Genomic DNA, 18,675 nt, shown 5'->3' on the forward strand with positions numbered 1-18,675 from the left:
CGCTCCCCCTCGCGGCCCGTGCGGCCGCTTCGTCCCGTGTCAGTGCGCGGCCAGCGCTTGCGGCAGGAAGTCCGGCTCGAACACCCGGTCGGCCATCACCTGGCAGCGCTTCATCAGCCGGTGCTCGTGCGCTCCGTAGTCCGGAATCGCGTTGTGCAAGGTGCCGACGTGGTCCCAGACCAGCACGTCGCCGACCGTCCAGGAGTGCGCGTAGAGGAATTTTTCCTGCAGCTGGTGCGCGAACAGGCGCTCCAGCACGCGCTCGCTCTCGGCCTCGTCCAGCTCGTTGATGCGGATCGCATAGCCGGGATTGCAGTAGAGCACTCGGCGGCCGGTGATGGGATGGGTGAGAAAGACCGGATGCACCGACGGCGGACGCGTGCTGCGCTGCTCGGGCGTGAGCGGCGGGCGAATGCTGCCCGGGCGCGTGCGCATGTTCTCCCAGAACTTGTTGAAGTCGTGGGTCGCCGTCATGCCTTCGAGCCGACTCTTCAAATCGGGATCGAGGCCGTCGTAGGCCGCGTGCATGTTCGCGAACAGCGTTGCGCCGAGCGGCTTGCCGTCGCGAACCGGCACCTTGACGGCATAGAGCACGTTGAGGAAACCGACCGTCTCGTTGTACGACATGTCCGTATGCCAGTCCTGGCCCGCGTCGGCGAGCCCGAGCGGCTGTCCGTTCTCGACGATGTTGGACAGGATTCCGACTTCGGGCACCTGCGGATCGGCGAGCTTGCCGGTGACCGAGCGCTGGATGCGGCCGAAGCGCGCGGAGAAGTCGCGCAGCTGCGCGGAGTCCAGATGCTGGCCGGGGAAGCACAGCACGCCGTAAGCACCCAGCGAACGCAGGATGAGCGCGAAATCGTCCGCCCTCAGCGGCCGGGCCAGATCGATGCCGGTCACGCTGGCACCGAGAATCTTGCCGCTTGGCTCTACACGGGTCACCTTGCCTCCTTCATGCCAATCGCAGCCGCGCGGAACACGGCCGCTCGTTCGCGACTCGCTGCATGCGAGCCGCTATTCTAGCGCCCTCGAGCCGGGAAACGCCCGCGCACACTGCAACGGGATTTGCGCTTTGCGCGCGCGAATCGAAAAGAAGAGCCGAGACCATCGTTGGTTCCCCCGGAGCACCTGTGGATTCCGGTCACGCTGTTCGCTGCGTTCGCCCAGACGATCCGCAATGCAACCCAGAAGCACCTCACGCCAACGCTCGGCACGCTCGGCGCCACGCTGGTGCGCTTCGTGTACGGCATTCCGTTCGCCTTAGCGTGGCTCGCGCTGGTGCACGGGCTCGGCGGCTTTCCCCTGCCCGCTCCGAACTGGCCCTTGGCGGGCTGGATTCTCCTCGGAGCGGTCAGCCAGATCGGCGGCACCGCGCTGCTGCTGCAGGTGGTGCACGAGCGCAACTTCACGCTCGGCGTCGCCTACTCCAAGACCGAGGCGCTGCAGGTCGCGTTCTTCGGCTTCCTCTTTCTCGGCGATCCGCTCGGTCCCGCCTCCCTGATCGCCGTCATGTTCGGCACGCTCGGCGTGCTGCTGATGTCGCCGATCGATCGCAAGTATCCGCTACGCGCGCTCGCGCGCGGGTGGACCAGCCGGGTCGCCTTGCTCGGCCTGGCTTGCGGCACCTGCTTCAGCTTCGCTTCGGTGGGCTATCGCGGCGCCGCGCTGGCGCTGGACGCCGCCTATCCGATGGCCGCGGCATTCGGGCTGGTGGTAGCGCAAGTGAGCCAGACGTTGCTGCTCGGCGGCTGGATCGCACGGCGCACGCCGGATACCGTACTCGCCGTCATGCGGGCATGGCGCAAATCGCTCCTGGTCGGGTTCACGGGCGCGGCCGCGTCGGCAGCCTGGTTCGTCGCCATGGCGATCGAGCCGATCGCTCACGTGCGCACGCTCGCGTTGGTGGAGCTACTTTTTGCCTATATCATTTCGCGGCGGTTCTTCCGCGAACGGCTGACGCGCATCGAGTTGATCGGCATCGCGTCGCTCTGTATCGGGCTTGTCGTCGTCACGCTGGGCCGCTGAAATGGAACGGCCGCGGAGTCGCGCGCTGGCGCCAGGTGGTTAAAGAAACCGGTCTGCAGCTGCAATGAGACTTTCGCAACCGGGCCGGGCACGGTGTGTGTTAAGTAGTCTGGCCGGAAAAATTGCCGAACGCGGCCGACCTGCGCTTCGCCGTCGCGGTGCGTCATTTGTGGGCGCCGACTTGAGCGGCGCCACGCTGCGCGACGCCAATCTGGCCCGCGCCAACCTTCAGCGTACGAATTTGCGGGGAGCGGTGCTGCGCGGAGCCGACTTGCGCAATGCCGATCTCTCCGGCGCTTCACGATGAACTCGCTGCCAAGACTTCCTGGCCTGTCTTGCGGCGGGGAGTGCGCCTCAGACTTGACCGTTTCGGTCGCGTGCTGCACGACCTGGTTGAGGTCCACGGTTTGATGGTCGAGGCGGATGCGGCTGCTGACGACGCGCGAGACCTCGAGCGAGTCGCTGAGGAATGGGCAGCCGGCTTGCTGCGATCCTGGAGCGAGCCTTAAGCTCGCCTTAAGCGGCTGCCTGCACACTCGGCGCCGTGTCCACCCGAGCCGACTTCATGCGCGTGCTGCTAGTCGAAGACGATCCGATGATCGGCGCGGGTGCGCAGAAAGGCCTGCGCCAGGACGGCTTCTCGGTCGACTGGGTGCGCGATGGCCGGGCGGCAGCCGCGGCGCTCGCCGCCAATACCTTCGACGCCGTGTTGCTCGACTTGGGCCTGCCCGGCAAGAGCGGCGACGAAGTTCTGAAGTCCATCCGCCGATCGGGGAACGACACGCCAGTGCTCATCGTCACCGCACGCGACAAGGTTCAGGATCGAATTGCCGGGCTCGACAGCGGAGCTGACGACTACATCGTGAAGCCGTTCGATCTGGACGAGCTCGCTGCCCGCATCCGCGCGGTGCACCGCCGGCGCACGGGCCGCGCCGATCCGCTGATCCGGATTCGCAGCCTCACGCTCGACCCGGCCACCCGGCACGTAACCTGGCGCGGCCAGGAAGTGGCGCTTTCCGCGCGCGAGCTCGCGCTGCTGCAGGCGCTGGTGGAGCGGCCCGGCGCGATCCTGTCGCGCGCCCAGCTCGAAGAGCGCATCTACGGCTGGGGCGAGGAGATCGAGAGCAACGCAGTCGAAGTCTATGTGCATACGCTGCGCAGGAAGCTCAGCGCAGATTTCATCAAGACGGTGCGCGGGGTCGGCTACGTCGTTGCGCGCGAGACGTGAGCTCGATCCGCCGCCAGCTGCTCGTCAGCATGCTCGCAGCGGTGCTCGCGGCGGGGTGCATCGCCGCGCTCGGCGTGTATTACAAGGCACGCCAGGAAGTCGACGAGCTGCTCGATTACCAGTTGCGGCAGATGGCGCTGTCGCTGCGCGATCAGGCGCTGCGCGGCGCCTTCACCCTCGACATCCCGCCCCTGGCCGAAGGCCTGGACTTCGCTATCCAGATCTCCAGCGACGACGGCTTCCTGCTCTACTACTCGCAGCCTGGCGTGCAGCTCCCGTTACGCCCCCAGGCCGGCTATTCGAGCCTGGAGACGCCGCAGGGGCCGTGGCGCGCCTATGCGCTGCGCGAACGCGGCCTCACGCTGCAGGTGGCCCAACCGCTGCCGATGCGCAACCGCCTGGCAAGGGATGCGGCCGGGCGCACGCTGGCGCCGTTTCTTCTCGCGCTGCCGCTGCTCGCCGGGCTGCTGTGGCTCGCCGTTACGCGTGCACTGAAGCCGCTCGATACGGTGACGAACGCCGTCAAGGCACGCAGCGCGACTTCGCTGCCGCCACTGCCCGAGCGAAGCGCGCCGCAGGAAGTGCGCCCGCTGATCGCGGCGCTCAACGACCTGCTGGCACGGCTCGGCCACGCGCTCGAATCGCAGCGCAACCTCGTCGCCGATGCCGCGCATGAGCTGAGGACCCCGCTTACGGCACTGCGGCTGCAAGCGCAACTCGCCGAACGCGCGACCGGGGCCGACGAGCGTGCGGCCGCCTTCGCCACGCTGAAGCAGGGCCTCGAGCGTGCGGCCCACCTTGTCCAGCAGCTCCTCACGCTCGCGCGCGAAGACCCGAGCTCCGGTGAACGAACGATGACCGACGTGGAGCTCGGCGAGATCGCCGCCCGCGTCGTGAGCGACTATTCGGTCCTGGCCGAGAACCGAGGCATCGATCTCGGGCTGGCGCGCCGCGACCCTGATCTCATCGTGCGCGGCGAACCCGAGGGGCTCGGCACGCTCCTTTCGAATCTGGTCGACAACGCGCTTCGCTACACCCCGCGCGGCGGCCGCGTCGACGTATCGGCCTTCCGCGGCGCGGACGGCATCACGCTGGAGGTAAGCGACGACGGGCCCGGCATCGCGCCGCAGGAGCGCGAGCGCGTGTTCGACCGCTTCTACCGGCGCACGGATTCCGACCAGCCGGGCAGCGGCCTCGGACTCGCCATCGTGCGCAGCATCGCGCAACGCCACCAGGCGCGCGTGCAACTGGATTCTGGCCCCGGCGGGGTCGGTCTTGCCGCGCGCGTCGTGTTTCCGGTTTAAGCGGCGCTTAAGCTTCGTCCCTCAGTATGGCGGTCATGCGCAATAAGCGCGTCCACTGAACTGAGGAGATCGAAATGAGAGTGAAGCCGATCGTACGAAGCTTGGCCGCGGCGGGTTTGGTGACCGTACTGGGCGTCGGCGGTATCCGATACTACGAGCCGGCCACGGCGCAAGCCGCAGTCGAGACCTCGCAAGCCGCGGTCGAGACCACCGGCACTCAAGCGAGCTCGATTCCGCTGGCGGCCTTGCCGGACTTCTCCACGCTGGTCGAGCGCTACGGGCCGGCGGTGGTGAATATCAGCGTCACGCACGAGGCGCGGGCGCAAGCTGGGGCCACGATACCCAACATGCCTGACTTCGGCGTCAACCCGGGCGACCCGTTCTATGAGTTCTTCCGGCGTTTCCAGATCCCGCAAATGCCGCACGGCGCCCAACCCTCGCACGGCATAGGATCGGGCTTCATCATCAGTCCCGACGGGACGATACTGACCAATGCCCATGTGGTCAAGGATGCATCCGAAGTAACGGTCAAGCTCACCGACCGGCGCGAGTTCAAGGCCAAGGTGGTCGGCGTCGATGCGCAAACCGACATCGCAGTGCTGAAGATCGATGCCGAGAACCTGCCCAGCGTCAAACTGGGCGATCCGAAAACTCTGGACGTGGGCGAGTGGGTGGTCGCGATCGGCTCGCCTTACGGCTTCGAGAATTCGGTCACTTCCGGCATCGTGAGCGCGAAAGCCCGTGCCCTCCCGGACGGGACTTACGTGCCGTTCATCCAGACCGATGTCGCCGTGAATCCCGGAAACTCCGGCGGTCCGCTGTTCAACCTCCAGGGTGAAGTCGTCGGGATCAACTCGCAGATCTACACTCGCAGCGGCGGCTACCAGGGCCTGTCGTTCGCCATACCGATCGATACCGCCATGCAGGTGAAGGCTCAACTGGTCCGGTACGGCAAGGTCACGCGCGGCCGCCTCGGCGTCATCATCCAGGAGGTGAACCAATCCCTGGCGAACTCGTTCGGCATGGACCGGGCGCACGGCGCGCTGGTAAGCAGCGTGGAAGACGGAAGCCCGGCCGACAAGGCGGGTGTCAAGCCCGGGGACGTCGTGTTGAAGGTCGATGGGGCCGCGATTCAGCGCTCGATCGATCTCTCCAGCCGCGTCGCCGCGATGAAGCCGGGATCGAACGCAACGCTCGAAGTCTGGCGCAACGGCAAACCGCGCGAGCTGTCGGTCGTGATCGGCGAGGCGCCGTCGCAACAGGTTGCCTCCGCCGACGCGAAGGACCTGTCGGGTGCTCGCCTCGGCGTGGCCGTGCGGCCGCTGAGCCCGCAAGAGCAGCAGCAGGCTCACGTCGAGGGCGGCGTTCTGGTCGAGCAGGTGGCCGGTGCGGCCGCGAAAGCGGGTATCCGCCCGGGCGACATCATCGTCTCGGTCAACCAGAAGCCGGTGAAGAGCGTCGAAGAGTTGCGTTCCGCCACAAAGGACGCGGACAAGACGCTCCCCATCCTGGTGCAGCGTGACAACGCCCGCATCTTCGTACCGGTCGAGATCGGCTGATCGCCCTGCAGTGTAGTCTTCATGAAGCCGGCGCCTGAGTGCGCCGGCTTTTTATCTCGGCCAGCTGCTCAGCGCGCGATCTGGATTCGCACCAGTACGCGCGAGCGCACCGAAACCATTCCCGGCTCGATCGGCGTCGCGGCGGCTTCGGCGCGCGCCATCACGGCATCCTGCATGAAGGGCCGGATCGGTCCCATCTCCTGCTCGACCACGGATTGAACCGGGCCCAGCGTCGTACCGAGCGCGGCCGCGATCGCCTCGGCTTCGGCCTGCGCATCGGCCACGGCGTCGCGCAATGCACCTCGGCGCGCAGCCGCCGGATCGCTCAGCGTGAAGCCGATGCGCTGCACCTGGTTGGCGCCCGCCTGGGTCGCAACGTCGATGAGCTCTCCCAGGCGGTCGAGCTCGCGCGTTTCCAGGCGCACGATATTGGATGCGGTGTACCCCGTCACCCGCGCCGGCGTGCCGTCGCGCGGCGAGCTATGCTCGGCGCGCAGGGAATACGTACCGGTTCCGATCTGCGCGCCCGAGCCGAGCGCCTTGCGCACCGCATCGAGCACGGCCTCCATGCGAGTCGCATTCTGCTGGGCGGCCGCGGCTGCATTGTCGGCGCGCGTCGTGACCCCGAAGGCGAGCTGGGCCGTATCGGGCGAGACCCTGACCTCCGCTTCACCCGTCACTTCGATGTACGGCGCTCGATCCGGCTCGGCTGCGACGCCGTGGGAGCTCCACGACACGCCGAGGAAGAGAAAAAACGCCGCCAAGGCGCACGTCGCCGCGCGCATCCGCGAGCGGGCATTCAATACGGTGAAAAGACGCGACATGTCGAATCCTGAAGTGGGGAACGAGCCCTGGCGCAGCATCGGGCGTGCCTGCGAGGCCAACGCGCGAGCGGCTCGCGCGCCTCAGTCGGCCGGCAGGCCGTTGCGCAGCAGGTCGCGCGCGATGAACCAGCGATGGATCTCGCTCGGTCCTTCGTAGATCCGGAACGGCCGGCAGGCGCGATAGATGTATTCGAGCGGCATGTCCTTGGTCATGCCCATGCCGCCGAACATCTGCATGGCGCGATCGACCACGCGCGCGATCAGCTCGCTGCCCTGCAGCTTGACCATCGCCGCCTCGCGCCGCCAGTTCTTGTCGCCCTGGTCCATCTTCCAGGCGAGCCGCCAGGTGATCCAGCGCACCATCTCCATTTCCTGCCAGCTGTCGGCGATGGCCCATTGCACCGCCTGGCGATCGGCGAGCAGCGCGCCGAAGGTCTTGCGCTCGTTCGCCTGCGGAATCATGAGATCGAGGCAGCGGCGCGAATAGCCCATGGCGCGGCAGGCGATCTCCATGCGGCGCACGCCAAGCCGGTTCTGCATCGGCCCGAAGCCGTTTCCCACCGTGCCGAGCACCTGGTCGTCCGTTACTTCCACGTTGTCGAAGAAGACCGCGTAGGGTGCGTGCTCGCCCACGGTGTTGAACACCGACGGGATGGAAAGGCCTTGCGTGCCCTGATCGACCAGGAACGCCGTGATGCCGCCGCGCGAGCCTTTGGATGGATCGGTCACCGCCATGACGATGATGAAGTCGGCCTTGCGCGCGCCGCTGATGAAGATCTTCTGGCCGTTGATGATCCATTTGCCGTTCTTGTACTCGGCTCGCGTCTTCATCCCGGCGGGATCGGAGCCGGCGGCCGGCTCGGTGATCGCGATCGAGGCTTTCTTCTCGCCGTTGGCGTAAGGGATGAGGTATTTCTGAATTTGATCGCCCTTGCACGTTTCGCGCAGCATCCACAGGTTGGGGCTGTCGGGCGGCAGGATGAACGGCGTGATGCTGTATTTCATCTCCTCGATCACGACCGCCTTGGCCAGCATGCCGAGGTTCTGGCCGCCGTACTCCTCGGGCACGTCGATGCCGTAGAGGCCGATCTCCTTGGCCTTGCGCTCGAGCTCCTGCTCGACATCGGGCGCGATCAGCGCTGCGTCCGTGAGCCCGCGCTCCGCTTCGCGGCGAATGACCTCCTTCTCCAGGGGAATCATTTCCTGCTTGACGAAGCGCGCGACCGTATCGCGCAGCATGCGCAGCTCTTCGGGCAAGGTGAAATCCATGGGGGCTCCTGGCGACAGCAACGGAAGCAACGATTCTAGTGTCCTGAGTCAGAAGTTCGTCACCCCCGCGAACGCGGGGGTCCAGGTGGAGTCTCGTTCTGGATTCCCGCTTGCGCGGGAATGACGAATTACGACGACTTTACGATTTACCACACTAGCGCGCGGCCGCCTTCGCGCTGCGCGCACTGTGAATCGCCGTCCACACCTTCGCCGGCGTGAAGGGCATGTCGAGATGCGCGATCCCGAGCGGGCGCAACGCGTCCATCATCGCATTGGTCAGCGCCGGCAGCGAGCCGCTGCAGCCGGACTCGCCCACGCCCTTGGCGCCGAGCGCGTTGGTGGGTGTGGGTACCGGATGATCGTGCACGACCATGTCGGCAATCCAGCCGGCACGCGGCATGACGTAGTCCATGAAGCTGCCCGCCAGCAATTGCCCGGTCGCCTCGTCGTAGCGGGCATGTTCGCCGAATACCTGCCCGGCGCCTTGCATCACGCCACCCTGGACCTGGCCTTCCACCAGCACCGGGTTGATCACGTTGCCCAGGTCGTCCACCGCGGTATAGCGCACGACCTCGGTCGCGCCCGTCTCGGGATCGACTTCCACCTCGGCGATGTGGCAGCCGTTCGGAAAGCTCATGCCGAACGTGCCCTCGGCGGTCGCATCGAGCGGATGCGGCTGCTCGCCGGCCAGGCGCCGAGCCAGGTCGAGAAATCCGATCGACCGATCGCCGGCTTGGAAGGCACCCTCGGCATAGTGCAGCTCGCTTTCCGGCCGGCCGAGGATTGCGCCGGCGTGCGGCCGAGCGCGCTCGATCAGCTTGTGGCCGAGCACGTGAAACGCGCTCCCCGTCCCGAGCACGCCGCGCGATCCGCCGGTGCCGTTTCCGACCAGCTCAGACGGTGGCGGCATCGGGTGGAAGCGGATGCGGCTCGCGTCGACGCCGAGGATGCGCGCGACGATTTCGGGAAAGGTCGTTTCGTGGCCCTGCCCCGACGACTGGGTGACGGCATAAAGCGTCATGTCGCCATCGGCATCGAAGGTGACGGCCACTTCGTCCTTGGGCGCCGCGCCGCCGCCGCCGGCCTCGAGATAAGTCGCGATGCCAATGCCGCGCAGCTTTCCCCCTGCGGACGCCTGGCTGCGGCGTGCCGGAAATCCCGCCCAGTCGGCGCGCGCCAAGGCGTCCTCCATGACGCCTTCGAAATCGCCCGAGTCGTAGACGCCGCCGTTCGCCATCCGGTAGGGCATCGCCGAAGGTGCGATGAAGTTCTTGCGCCGCAGCTCGATCGGATCGAAGCCATGCTCGTGCGCCGCATAATCGACCAGCCGCTCGATCGCATAGGCGATATCCGGCCGGCCGGCGCCGCGATAGGCCGACACCGGCACGGCATTGGTATAGGCCAGGCGGGTGCGTCCGTAGATGTGCGGAATGGCGTAGACGCCGCCCATCGTCACGGTCAGATTCTTGGTCGCGATCAAAGCGCCGAACGCGGCCGCATAGGCGCCGAGATCGGCACGGTCGTCGAAGCGGATGGCGAGAAACTTGCGTTCCGCATCGATGGCCAGCTCACCGGTGAGCGAGATGGCGCGGCCGTGAAAATCGCTCACGAAGGTTTCGGCGCGCGTAGCGACCCACTTGACGGGATGGCCAAGCTTGCGCGCCGCCATCATGATCGCGAAGTACTCCGGGTAGGCGGCGCCGCGCACGCCGAAGCTTCCGCCGACATCCTGCGCGACCAGGACGAGCTTGTCGTTGTTCAGGCCCGTCACGTAGGAAAGCTGCCCGCGCATGCCGCCCACGCCCTGCAGCAGCAGGTGCACGGTATAGCGGCCGTTGTTCGCGTCGTATGCAGCCAGGCACGCGCGCGGCTCCATCGGGTTGCCGACCAGACGCTGGCTGTCCACGGTGAGCTTGCTCGTATAGCGGGCGCGGGCGAAGGCGTCCGCCACCGCTTGCGCGTCGCCCGACTCGAATTCGAACGCGAGATTGTTCGGGATCTCGTCGTGCAGCTGCGCCGCGCCTTCGCGCACCGCCGGGTCGAAGCCGATGACCGGCGGCCGCTCGCGATACTCGATCTCGATGAGATCGCGCGCGTCTTCCGCGATCGCCGCCGTGCTGGCGACCACGATCGCAATCGGCTCGCCGACATAACGTACCCGCCCGATCGCGAGCACCGGATGGAACGGCTTCGACATTGGCCGCCCGTCCTTGCCGGGATAGCTCACGACGTTGGGCAAGGACTTGAAGTCTTCCTCTTTCGTGTCTTCCCCGGTGTACACGGCCAGGACGCCGGGCAGCGCCAACGCCTGCAACGCATCGATGCGCACGATGTCGGCATGCGGCCGGTCGGAGCGCACGAATACCGCATGGCATTGATCGGGCAGACTCCAGTCCGCGGTGTAACGCCCCTGCCCGGTGATCAAACGTAGATCTTCGCGCCGTCCCATGATGCCTCGCCCTCCTGCGTCTCGCTGCCGCGATGGCCGGTCGTCCGGCCGGGGCAGTCGCAAAATTCTCGCACACTCTCGCGCGGCCGATCGCGGCGCCTCCGGTACACTCTGATGCCGATGCGTCGAACGGAGGATCAGGCCATGAATGTCGAATCGACACTGCGCGTCATCAACGAAGCCGACTACCCCGGAGCGCCCGGCATCGCCGGCGCGCACGAATGGGAAGTAAAGGAAGGGCTGGAGCTGATCGACATCCGCGCCACCACCGAGACCAATCGGAAAATGCAGTTCACCGTCGACAAGGCGACGCGGCGCTCCTACATCGACCTGGAGGAACTCGCCAAGCGCGAAGGCATCCACTTCAAGTCGCACTACTGAGGGCAAGCCGCCAGCCCCTCACGACTACAACGTACGTCGCCACAGTGGGAGAGATGCGCCCAGCATTGCACGGCGCGTGCGAGGCGCCCACACGCAGCAAATCTGGCGCCCGGCAACTGTCGCATTTTGCGAACGTCGGACTTAGCGCGTAGCAGCGGACAATGGTACGCTCGTCACGATTTGCCTCGCGAAGGTGTCGATCATGCGCTACCGGCTCTATTATTGGCCGCATATACCCGGCCGCGGCGAGTTCGTTCGGCTCGCGCTCGAGGCGGCGGGCGCCGATTATGTCGATGTCGGCCGACTGCCCGAAGACGAGGGCGGCGGTCGTCCCGGCATCGCGCGCCTGCTCGCCGAGCCGCTCGGCGGACAGCCTCCGTTCGCGCCGCCGATTCTGCAGGCAGGCGAGCTCTACGTCAGCCAGACCGCCAACATCCTGCAATACCTGGGTCCGCACCTGACTCTGGTACCGGAGGACGCAGCGAGTCGCCTGTGGGCGCACCAGCTGCAGCTCATCATGGCGGACTGGCTGGTGGAGATCCACGATACCCATCACCCCGTCGCCAAGAGCTTGTACTACGAGCAGCAGAAGCCCGAGGCGGTGCGGCGCGCGGCCGATTTTCTCGAGCTACGCCTGCCGAAGTTCCTGAACTATTTCGAGCGCCTGCTCAGCGCAACCGGCGCCGCCGAGCCGCGCCTGGTCGGGGGCACGTGGTCGTACCCCGACCTGTCGCTGTTCCACATGATCGAGGGGCTGCGTTACGCCTTTCCGCGCGCCATGCTGCGCCTCGCTCCGACTTATCCTCGCATTCTGGCCTTGCGCGACCAGGTGAGCGCGGCTGCGCGCATCGCCGCCTACCTCGCATCGCCGCGGCGCATGGCGTTCAACGACAAAGGGATATTCCGGCACTACTCCGAGCTGGATCCCTAACTGGGCGTGAATGCGCCACGCGCATGCGCGTGGCGCCCGAATCGTCGATCACAACATCGCGGAGTGCCCGACCCGAGCATTTCCGCTCATCCTCCGGAGGGAAAGAGGGTCGAGATGTCCGAAGCAGCAACCGTCAAACACACGTTCTGGTTTCACGAATCGAAGACACCCAGTGTGGCCGATTGTCTCGAGAAAGAGCACCGCGACATCGAGGTCCATCGGCTGCGCTACGACGCGTTGTCCGAGCAGAACTGGGAAGTCATGGCGATCTGCCATGCCTACTGCATCTCCTCCTCACGCCACGAAGTTCCCGACGAATACAGGTGTCGCAGCGACTTGCTCGCGCGCTGTCCGCAGCTGCTGGTCGTCTCCACCACCGGCGCGGGCTACGACACCATCGATCTGGAAGCCTGCACCGGCGCGGGCGTGCTCGCGGTCAACCAGGCCGGCGCGAACGCGCAGGCTACGGCCGAGCATACCGTCGGCATGCTGCTGGCGCTCACCAAGAACATGCCCTGGACCGACCGGTCGCTGCACCGCGAACGCGGGGTGGACCGCGAGATCTTCAAGGGCTGGAACGCAGCCAAGGCCACCATAGGCTTGATCGGGCTGGGCGAAGTGGGCCGGCGCGTGGCGCGCATCTGCGCTTCGGGACTCGACATGCGCGTGCTCGCCTACGATCCGTACCTCGATGCGCAGGCATGCCGCGCGCGCAGCGCCACCAAGGTGAGCCTCGACACCCTGCTTGCCGAAGCGCGCTTCGTATCGGTGCACTGCCCGCTCACGGCAGAGACGCAGAACCTCATTTCGTCGCGCGAGTTCTCGCACATGCAGATGGGCGCGATTCTGATCAATACCGCGCGCGGCGGCATCGTCGACGAGCATGCGCTTGCCAATGCGCTCATCAGCAAACGCCTGGCCGGCGCCGGGGTGGACGTGTGGGCGATCGAACCGCCGCCGCTGGGGCATCCGCTGCTCGGGTTCGACAACTTCATCGCCACGTGCCACACGGCCGGCGTGACCACCGAATCGCGCCTTGCGATGGCGCAATGGAACGCCGACCAGGTGGCAGTGACGTTGCGCGGCGGGCGCCCGCCGCGGCTGCTCAACCCGGCCGCCTGGGCGCGCTTCAGCCAGCGCTTCGAAGCGATCTTCGGCTTCGCGCCCGCTTCAGACTGAGCGCGCTGCGGCAATCCCTTCGTCGTTATGCGGCCGGCGCAACGGCTCGCCGCTCCTGCACCGACGCGAGCACCGCTTCCGTAGTCGCGACCACGTGGATGCACTCCTCGGCGTCGGGCAGCAGGCTGCGCGTGCCGGCGATCTCGCCCTCGAAAGCGCGCACCTGCAGCTCGTAGTTCGGGCTCGCCTTGAAGCGCTCCTCGCTGCTTCCCTCAAGATCGCGTACCCGAACGAAGTGCTCGGGCACGAAGCGCAAGGCCGAGGTGATCAAGGTCGCCTCCGAGCCTTCGATGATGAGATTGTTCTCGGCAGCCGCGATCTCGCGCGTGGCGCGAATTACGGCATGGCAGTCCTCCGACATGCGCCCGAGGATGGTGATCTGGTCGTCGGACTCGCCTTGGCGACGGTCCGGATGAGTAAAAGCGCTCACCTCGGCGAAACGCTGGCCGATGAGCCATTGCACCTGGTCGATCAGATGCACGCCGACGTCGTACACGACGCCGCTTTGGCGCACATCGGTGCGCCAGGTGGTGCGCGGCGGCATCGCCGAAGCACGCTCCAGAGAAATCGCGGCGATGCGACCCAGGCGCCCCGAGCGCACGATCTCCCGCGCCCGCACCACCGCCTCGTCCAGGCGAAGCTGGTGCGCCACCCGCAAGATCACGCCCGCACGCCTGCACGCTTCGGCCATCTCGCGCGCTTCGGCCACATGCATTGCGAACGGCTTTTCGCACAGCACGTGCTTGCCGGCGCGCGCTGCCGCCAGCACGATCTCGCGGTGCGTGGCATTGGGCGTGGCGACGTAGATTGCGTCCACGTCCGGGTCCGCCATCATCGCGTCCAGGCTCGCGTGCACACGCTCGACCTGAAAACGCTCGGCGAAAGCCTGGCCTTTCTGCGGCGAGCTGCCGAGGCACGCAGCCATGCGCGAGCCCGGGCTCTTCAGCATCGCCGGTCCGGTGAAATCGGTGCTGACCCAGCCCAGGCCGACGATGCCCCAGCGCAGCGGCGAAGCGGAATTGCTCATTGCGATCTCTCCATGGTGCGCCCGGCGGGCTACGCTCGATTCACGCCATATGCTTCGCGTGACAGTCGGTGGCTTTCGAGTCGGGTCGGCCCGGGCAAAAATACTCGCGCTATTTCGGCTCGATGCCGGCTTCCTTCGCCAGCTTGGCGAACTCCGTCACCTGCTTGCGCAGAAAGGCGCCGAACTCCTCCAGCGACCCGCTCGACTTGAGCACGATGCCGCGCTCGAGAAAACGATTGCGTACTTCCGGCACGGCAACGGCTTTCACGACTTCGCGCCGGATGCGCTCGCGCATCTCGCGCGGCGTTCCGGCCGGGGCCACGATCCCGTTGAAAGTCGAGTCCTGGAAGCCCTTCAGCCCCGCCTCTTCGATGGTGGGCAAATCGGGAAACAGCGCCGAGCGCTCCTTGCTGGTCACGCCGAGCGCGCGCAGCTTCCCCGCCCGGATGTGCGGAAACGACGTGCTCACCTGGTCGAACATGATCATGACCTGGCCGCCGATCAGATCGACGATCGCCGGCGCATTGCCCTTGTAAGGAATGTGCCTGAGCTCGATGCCGGCCGCGCGGCTGAACATCTCGGCCGCGACGTGACCGGTCGATCCGCGTCCGGCCGAGGCGTACAGCAGATCGCCCGGGCGCTTCTTCGCCAGGGCGATCAGCTCCTGCGTGGTCTTCACGGGAAGCGACGGATTGACCGACAGCACCATCGGGATGTCGGCCATGAGCGAGACCGGCTCGAAGTCCTTGAGGGGATCGTAGCCGGCCGCCGCGACGATCGCCGGCACCCGGGCAAAGGTATTGGAGACGGTGAGGTAGGTATAGCCGTCGGGAGCCGACGCCTTCACCGAACGCGTGCCCACGATGGCGCTTGCGCCCGGGCGACTCTCCACCAGCACCTGCTGGCCGAGCCCTCGGCTCACCTCCCCGGCGATGGCGCGCGACACGATGTCCTGATTGCCTCCGGCGGCCACCGGGTTGATGAAGCGCACCGGCTTGCTCGGATAGCTGCCCTGCGCCTGCGCGGTCGCGACCCCGACGAGTGCGCCGGCCGCGGCCACGGCCGCTCGTGCGGCCCATTTACCGACGGCCGCCCGCGCGGCCCATTTACTGTTCGACACGAAAACTTCCTCCTTGTGTTCGAGCCGCCGGCCGAACCGGCGGCTCATTTCCGATTGTTCGAGCCGCCGGTTCGCCCGGCGGCTCATTTCCGATTACTCGAGCACCGCCGGTCCGTCCGGCGGCGCGCTTCAGATTCCCTCAGATCCGCTTCGGCAAGCCGGCGAGCTGGCGCAGAATCTCGATGAACGCCACGCTGTCCAGCTCGCCCATGCCCTGTTCATAGCCAGCCTGCTGCAGTTGCGTCCACAGGCTGCCGACGAACATCGGCGCCCCGACACGCAGCGCCTGCTCCAGCGCAAGCCGCCCGTCCTTGAGCGAGATCTTCACCTGCCCCTCGGGGGCGTAATCGCCCGCGAGCATCTTCGGGCCCTTGTCGATCATCGTCTTGGAGCTGCAGGCGGCATCCTGCAGCACCGCGAGCAGGCTTTCGCCCGTCATGCCGGCCTTCATGCCGAGCACCAGACCTTCGGCCAGCGCCAGACGATTGCCGAACAGCACCAGGTTGATGACGAGCTTGGTCATCGCACCGGTTCCGACCGGTCCCATCCGATACGCCGCCCGCGCGATCGCATCGAACACCGGTTTGCAGGCCTCGAACTGCTCCAGAGTACCGCCGGCGATGACGATGAGATCCTTCTTCCAGGCCATCGCGCTCGTGCCGCTCACCGCGGCGTCGAGAAAGCCGAAGCCGCGCTGCGCGAGCTCCGCGCCCAGGCGCTCCGAATCCTGCGGGCGCGACGTGCTCGCATCGACGACGATCGAGCCCGGCGCGGCCCCTTGCGCGATGCCGTCGCGACCGAGCACGACCTCGCGCACGATGTCACTCGTCGGCAGCGAGGTTAGCACCCAGCGCGCGTTTTCGGCCGCCGCGGCAGGCGACGTCACAGGGATACACCCGCGTGCACGCAATTGCGCCATGCGCGCGGAATCGATATCGAAGCCGCACACTTCGAACCCCTGCGCAACCAGGTGCTGAGAAAAGGCCGAGCCCATCAGGCCCACGCCGACGATGCCGATGCGATCACCCATATCGATCTCCGCTCAGGGCATTCCGGTCCCGGCCGTTTCGACCGCTTTCGCCACTGGCCACCCTATCGCGCGTGCAGCGAACCGTCTTCCGCCGCGGGCGATTCTATCGCTTCCATCGCGCTTGCCGCAGCCCGGGCAGGTACGTAGACGAAAGTAGCAGTGCACGCTCGAGGCGAGTCTTGGCATAATCGTACGATGATCACGCTGCGCGATCATGTCCCCGCAACGGGCACACGGCGCGTGGGACCTGCCGCTCGGCGGCCGATCGCGGCCGACGTGCCGGATACGAGGAGGGTCATGTCGAGCTTGCGTTTCGCGTGCTGCACGGCATGTACGCTCGTCGCCATCATGAGCAGCAGCATGCCCGGCGCGCAGCCTTACCCTGCTCGGCAGGTGCGGCTCATCGTGTCGTATTCGCCCGGAAGCGGCTCGGACACCATCGGCCGCATCCTCGCGCGCGGGCTGACTTCCGCCTTCGGCAAGCAGGTGGTGGTCGAAAACCGCGCCGGTGCCTCCGGCAGCATCGGCGCCGAGATGGCGGCGAAGGCCGTGCCCGACGGCCATTCGATCCTGCTGGTGAACATTGCGCACGCAGCAACCACGCTGCTGTATAAGAACCGCGACTACGATCTGCTGCGGGACTTCGCGCCGGTCACGCAGGTCGCCTCGTCCCCCTCGGTCGTGGTGGTGCATCCGGCGCTTCAGGTCAATTCGCTGGACGAGCTCGTCAAGCTCGCCAAAGCGCGCCCCGGCGACATCGCCTATTGCTCGGGTGGCATCGGTACGCCCACCTTCCTCGCCGGCGAGCTTTTCAAGCACCGCGCCGGCGTGAAGCTGCTGCACGTGCCCTATCGTTCCGGCGGCGAGGCGATCACGGCGGTGCTGACGGGCGAAGTCTCGGTGTACTTCGCGCCCATGGCAACCGCGCTGCCCAACGTCCGCCGGGGAAAGCTGCGCGCGCTCGCCGTCACCAGCAGCGAGCGCGTTGCGCTCCTGCGCGAGCTCCCGACCGTTGCCGAGCTGGGCTACCCGGGCTATCAGGCCGGCAACTGGTACGGGCTGGCGGTGCCGGCGAAGACCCCGGCGGAGATCATCGCCGCCATCCGCGGCGCCACGCTGAACGCGCTCAGCATGCCGCAAACGAGCACGGCGCTCACGGACCTGGGGTACGTTCTGATCGGCGACGAGCCCGAGGAGTTCGGCGCCCACATCAAGCTGGAGATCGAAAAGCTCACGCGTATCCTGCGCGAGCTGCACATGCGGTTTCAAACCGGAGTGGCGCAATGAAGCTTGCCTTCGTCGTACACAACGAGCACTACACCGAGCGCGTGATGGGGCTGCTCGCGAGCTGCGATATCGACTATTACACCCGCTGGGAGCATGCCAAAGGCAAGGGACACGAAACCGAGCCACATCTGGGCAAGGGCATGTTCGCAAGCCTCAACGGCGTGCTGATGATCGCCTTCGAGGAGGAGGCGCCGCTCACCGCGCTGATCGATGCGATCCGCGCGGCCAATGCGGAGATCATCCGCCGGGCCGATCACATCCGCCTGTTCCAGGTGCCGCTCGAGCGCGTGGTGTAACGAGCTTCTCGCCAGCTCCTCTTCGGGCGCGAACTACGCCGCGCGGGTGCCGATCCAGTACGACTTCATGCCTCGCGCGGCTGCGTCAGCCCGGCCTGCCTTGCTCGCGCAGATACACCGGCAGATCCATGGTCGGCGGGCGCGAGGGTACCTCGAACATCATGTCGCAGACGAATCCGCGGTGGTAGTGACGATGCCCGAGGACATGCAGCAGGATCTCGGCGCGCGTCATCTCGCCGGCATTGCCGCCGATGAGCGTGAACTGCACGCTCTCGTTCATCCGGCCGTCGTCGAGCCGGTCGCTCCATGTGACGTACCAGGCGTCGACCTCCTGTTGCAGCCGCCACAACTCGTCGAGCGGCGGGTGATCCTTGGTGTTGCGCCCCTCGTAGCCATGTTCGCGTCCCTCGAGATGCGCCTGCCATATGCGGTCGATCACGTAGTTGTGATTGAGCGTATGCACCATGTTGCGGAAAAGGCTGGTGCGCGGCTTCACTGCCTCGCCTTCGGGCAGCGCGGTCACGGCGTCGAACATGAGCTTGTTGGCCCAGGCGTTGTAGCGCGTCAGCATGCGTGCAGTCTTGGCGTCCATGTGCCACTCCCCTCCGCGGTTGCCAGGAACCGGCACGCTACCACAGGACGGGGCGCAAGGGATCGAGCGTGCGACGCAAATCTGCGACAGCGGTCGCGCGTATCCGGCGAAAGCCCGAGCACCAGCGCCTGGTCGGCAGGCGCGAGGTTCGCCGACAGGCAGCCATCGAGCCGC

18 protein-coding genes are annotated in these 18,675 nt (G+C 66.7%); 10 read left to right on the forward strand and 8 right to left on the reverse strand.

The window, feature by feature from the left end:
- Positions 1-39: 39 nt before the first annotated feature.
- Positions 40-942, reverse strand: a complete 903-nt coding sequence (locus GEV05_07895; protein MPZ43306.1) for a TauD/TfdA family dioxygenase — start codon at positions 940-942, stop codon at positions 40-42.
- Positions 943-1,110: 168 nt separating this feature from the next.
- Here GEV05_07895 and GEV05_07900 point away from each other — a divergent pair, with 168 nt between their 5' ends.
- The 5 genes from GEV05_07900 (at position 1,111) to GEV05_07920 (ending at position 6,116) form a co-directional block, all read left to right on the forward strand.
- Positions 1,111-2,025: an EamA family transporter gene (locus GEV05_07900; GenBank protein ID MPZ43307.1), complete on the forward strand. Its 915-nt coding sequence runs from the start codon at positions 1,111-1,113 to the stop codon at positions 2,023-2,025.
- Positions 2,026-2,089: 64 nt separating this feature from the next.
- Complete coding sequence (locus GEV05_07905) at positions 2,090-2,332, forward strand: hypothetical protein (GenBank protein MPZ43308.1); 243 nt, start codon at positions 2,090-2,092, stop codon at positions 2,330-2,332.
- A 258-nt stretch (positions 2,333-2,590) separates the two neighbouring features.
- Positions 2,591-3,253 carry a response regulator gene (locus GEV05_07910; GenBank protein MPZ43309.1) on the forward strand — a complete coding sequence of 221 codons (663 nt, stop codon included), beginning with the start codon at positions 2,591-2,593 and terminating at the stop codon, positions 3,251-3,253.
- Positions 3,250-4,557 (forward strand): HAMP domain-containing protein, encoded by a 1,308-nt coding sequence (locus GEV05_07915; GenBank protein MPZ43310.1) that lies wholly within the window; start codon positions 3,250-3,252, stop codon positions 4,555-4,557. Before GEV05_07910 ends, GEV05_07915 begins: the two co-directional genes overlap by 4 nt.
- A gap of 74 nt (positions 4,558-4,631) precedes the next feature.
- Positions 4,632-6,116: a Do family serine endopeptidase gene (locus tag GEV05_07920; GenBank protein ID MPZ43311.1), complete on the forward strand. Its 1,485-nt coding sequence runs from the start codon at positions 4,632-4,634 to the stop codon at positions 6,114-6,116.
- Between the two features lie 68 nt (positions 6,117-6,184).
- On the opposite strand, the gene GEV05_07925 is transcribed toward GEV05_07920, so the two are convergent.
- The 3 genes from GEV05_07925 to GEV05_07935 all read right to left on the reverse strand — a co-directional run bounded on the left by GEV05_07925 (position 6,185) and on the right by GEV05_07935 (position 10,658).
- Entirely contained in the window at positions 6,185-6,979 is a 795-nt protein-coding gene (locus GEV05_07925) for a DUF541 domain-containing protein (protein ID MPZ43312.1), read from the reverse strand.
- Between the two features lie 42 nt (positions 6,980-7,021).
- On the reverse strand, positions 7,022-8,209 hold the full coding sequence (locus tag GEV05_07930) for an acyl-CoA dehydrogenase (GenBank protein ID MPZ43313.1): 1,188 nt from the start codon (positions 8,207-8,209) through the stop codon (positions 7,022-7,024).
- A 154-nt stretch (positions 8,210-8,363) separates the two neighbouring features.
- Complete coding sequence (locus GEV05_07935; protein MPZ43314.1) at positions 8,364-10,658, reverse strand: molybdopterin-dependent oxidoreductase; 2,295 nt, start codon at positions 10,656-10,658, stop codon at positions 8,364-8,366.
- A 144-nt stretch (positions 10,659-10,802) separates the two neighbouring features.
- Here GEV05_07935 and GEV05_07940 point away from each other — a divergent pair, with 144 nt between their 5' ends.
- The 3 genes from GEV05_07940 to GEV05_07950 all read left to right on the forward strand — a co-directional run bounded on the left by GEV05_07940 (position 10,803) and on the right by GEV05_07950 (position 13,149).
- Positions 10,803-11,039, forward strand: a complete 237-nt coding sequence (locus tag GEV05_07940) for a hypothetical protein (protein MPZ43315.1) — start codon at positions 10,803-10,805, stop codon at positions 11,037-11,039.
- Between the two features lie 202 nt (positions 11,040-11,241).
- The gene (locus GEV05_07945) at positions 11,242-11,970 is read left to right on the forward strand and encodes a glutathione S-transferase (protein ID MPZ43316.1); all 729 of its coding nucleotides are present in this window, start codon (positions 11,242-11,244) and stop codon (positions 11,968-11,970) included.
- 114 nt (positions 11,971-12,084) lie between these two features.
- Positions 12,085-13,149: a 3-phosphoglycerate dehydrogenase gene (locus GEV05_07950; GenBank protein MPZ43317.1), complete on the forward strand. Its 1,065-nt coding sequence runs from the start codon at positions 12,085-12,087 to the stop codon at positions 13,147-13,149.
- Positions 13,150-13,174: 25 nt separating this feature from the next.
- Here the strand turns inward: GEV05_07950 and GEV05_07955 are convergent, their stop codons facing one another.
- The 3 genes from GEV05_07955 to GEV05_07965 form a co-directional block, all read right to left on the reverse strand.
- Positions 13,175-14,176 (reverse strand): hypothetical protein, encoded by a 1,002-nt coding sequence (locus tag GEV05_07955; GenBank protein ID MPZ43318.1) that lies wholly within the window; start codon positions 14,174-14,176, stop codon positions 13,175-13,177.
- A gap of 109 nt (positions 14,177-14,285) precedes the next feature.
- Positions 14,286-15,383, reverse strand: coding sequence for a tripartite tricarboxylate transporter substrate binding protein (locus GEV05_07960; protein ID MPZ43319.1), 1,098 nt, complete (start codon positions 15,381-15,383; stop codon positions 14,286-14,288).
- 52 nt (positions 15,384-15,435) lie between these two features.
- Positions 15,436-16,326, reverse strand: a complete 891-nt coding sequence (locus tag GEV05_07965; protein ID MPZ43320.1) for an NAD-binding protein — start codon at positions 16,324-16,326, stop codon at positions 15,436-15,438.
- A gap of 195 nt (positions 16,327-16,521) precedes the next feature.
- On the opposite strand from GEV05_07965, the gene GEV05_07970 reads away from it, so the two are divergent.
- Together GEV05_07970 and GEV05_07975 are read left to right on the forward strand one after the other, a co-directional pair.
- Entirely contained in the window at positions 16,522-17,613 is a 1,092-nt protein-coding gene (locus GEV05_07970) for a tripartite tricarboxylate transporter substrate binding protein (GenBank protein MPZ43321.1), read from the forward strand.
- Positions 17,610-17,909: a hypothetical protein gene (locus tag GEV05_07975; GenBank protein MPZ43322.1), complete on the forward strand. Its 300-nt coding sequence runs from the start codon at positions 17,610-17,612 to the stop codon at positions 17,907-17,909. The genes GEV05_07970 and GEV05_07975 overlap by 4 nt, the downstream gene beginning before the upstream one ends.
- An 85-nt stretch (positions 17,910-17,994) precedes the next feature.
- Here GEV05_07975 and GEV05_07980 read toward each other — a convergent pair whose 3' ends face one another.
- Positions 17,995-18,501: a damage-inducible protein DinB gene (locus tag GEV05_07980; protein MPZ43323.1), complete on the reverse strand. Its 507-nt coding sequence runs from the start codon at positions 18,499-18,501 to the stop codon at positions 17,995-17,997.
- Between the last annotated feature and the right edge of the window lie 174 nt (positions 18,502-18,675).

This window comes from Betaproteobacteria bacterium, assembly GCA_009377585.1.
Classification (GTDB): domain Bacteria; phylum Pseudomonadota; class Gammaproteobacteria; order Burkholderiales; family WYBJ01; genus WYBJ01.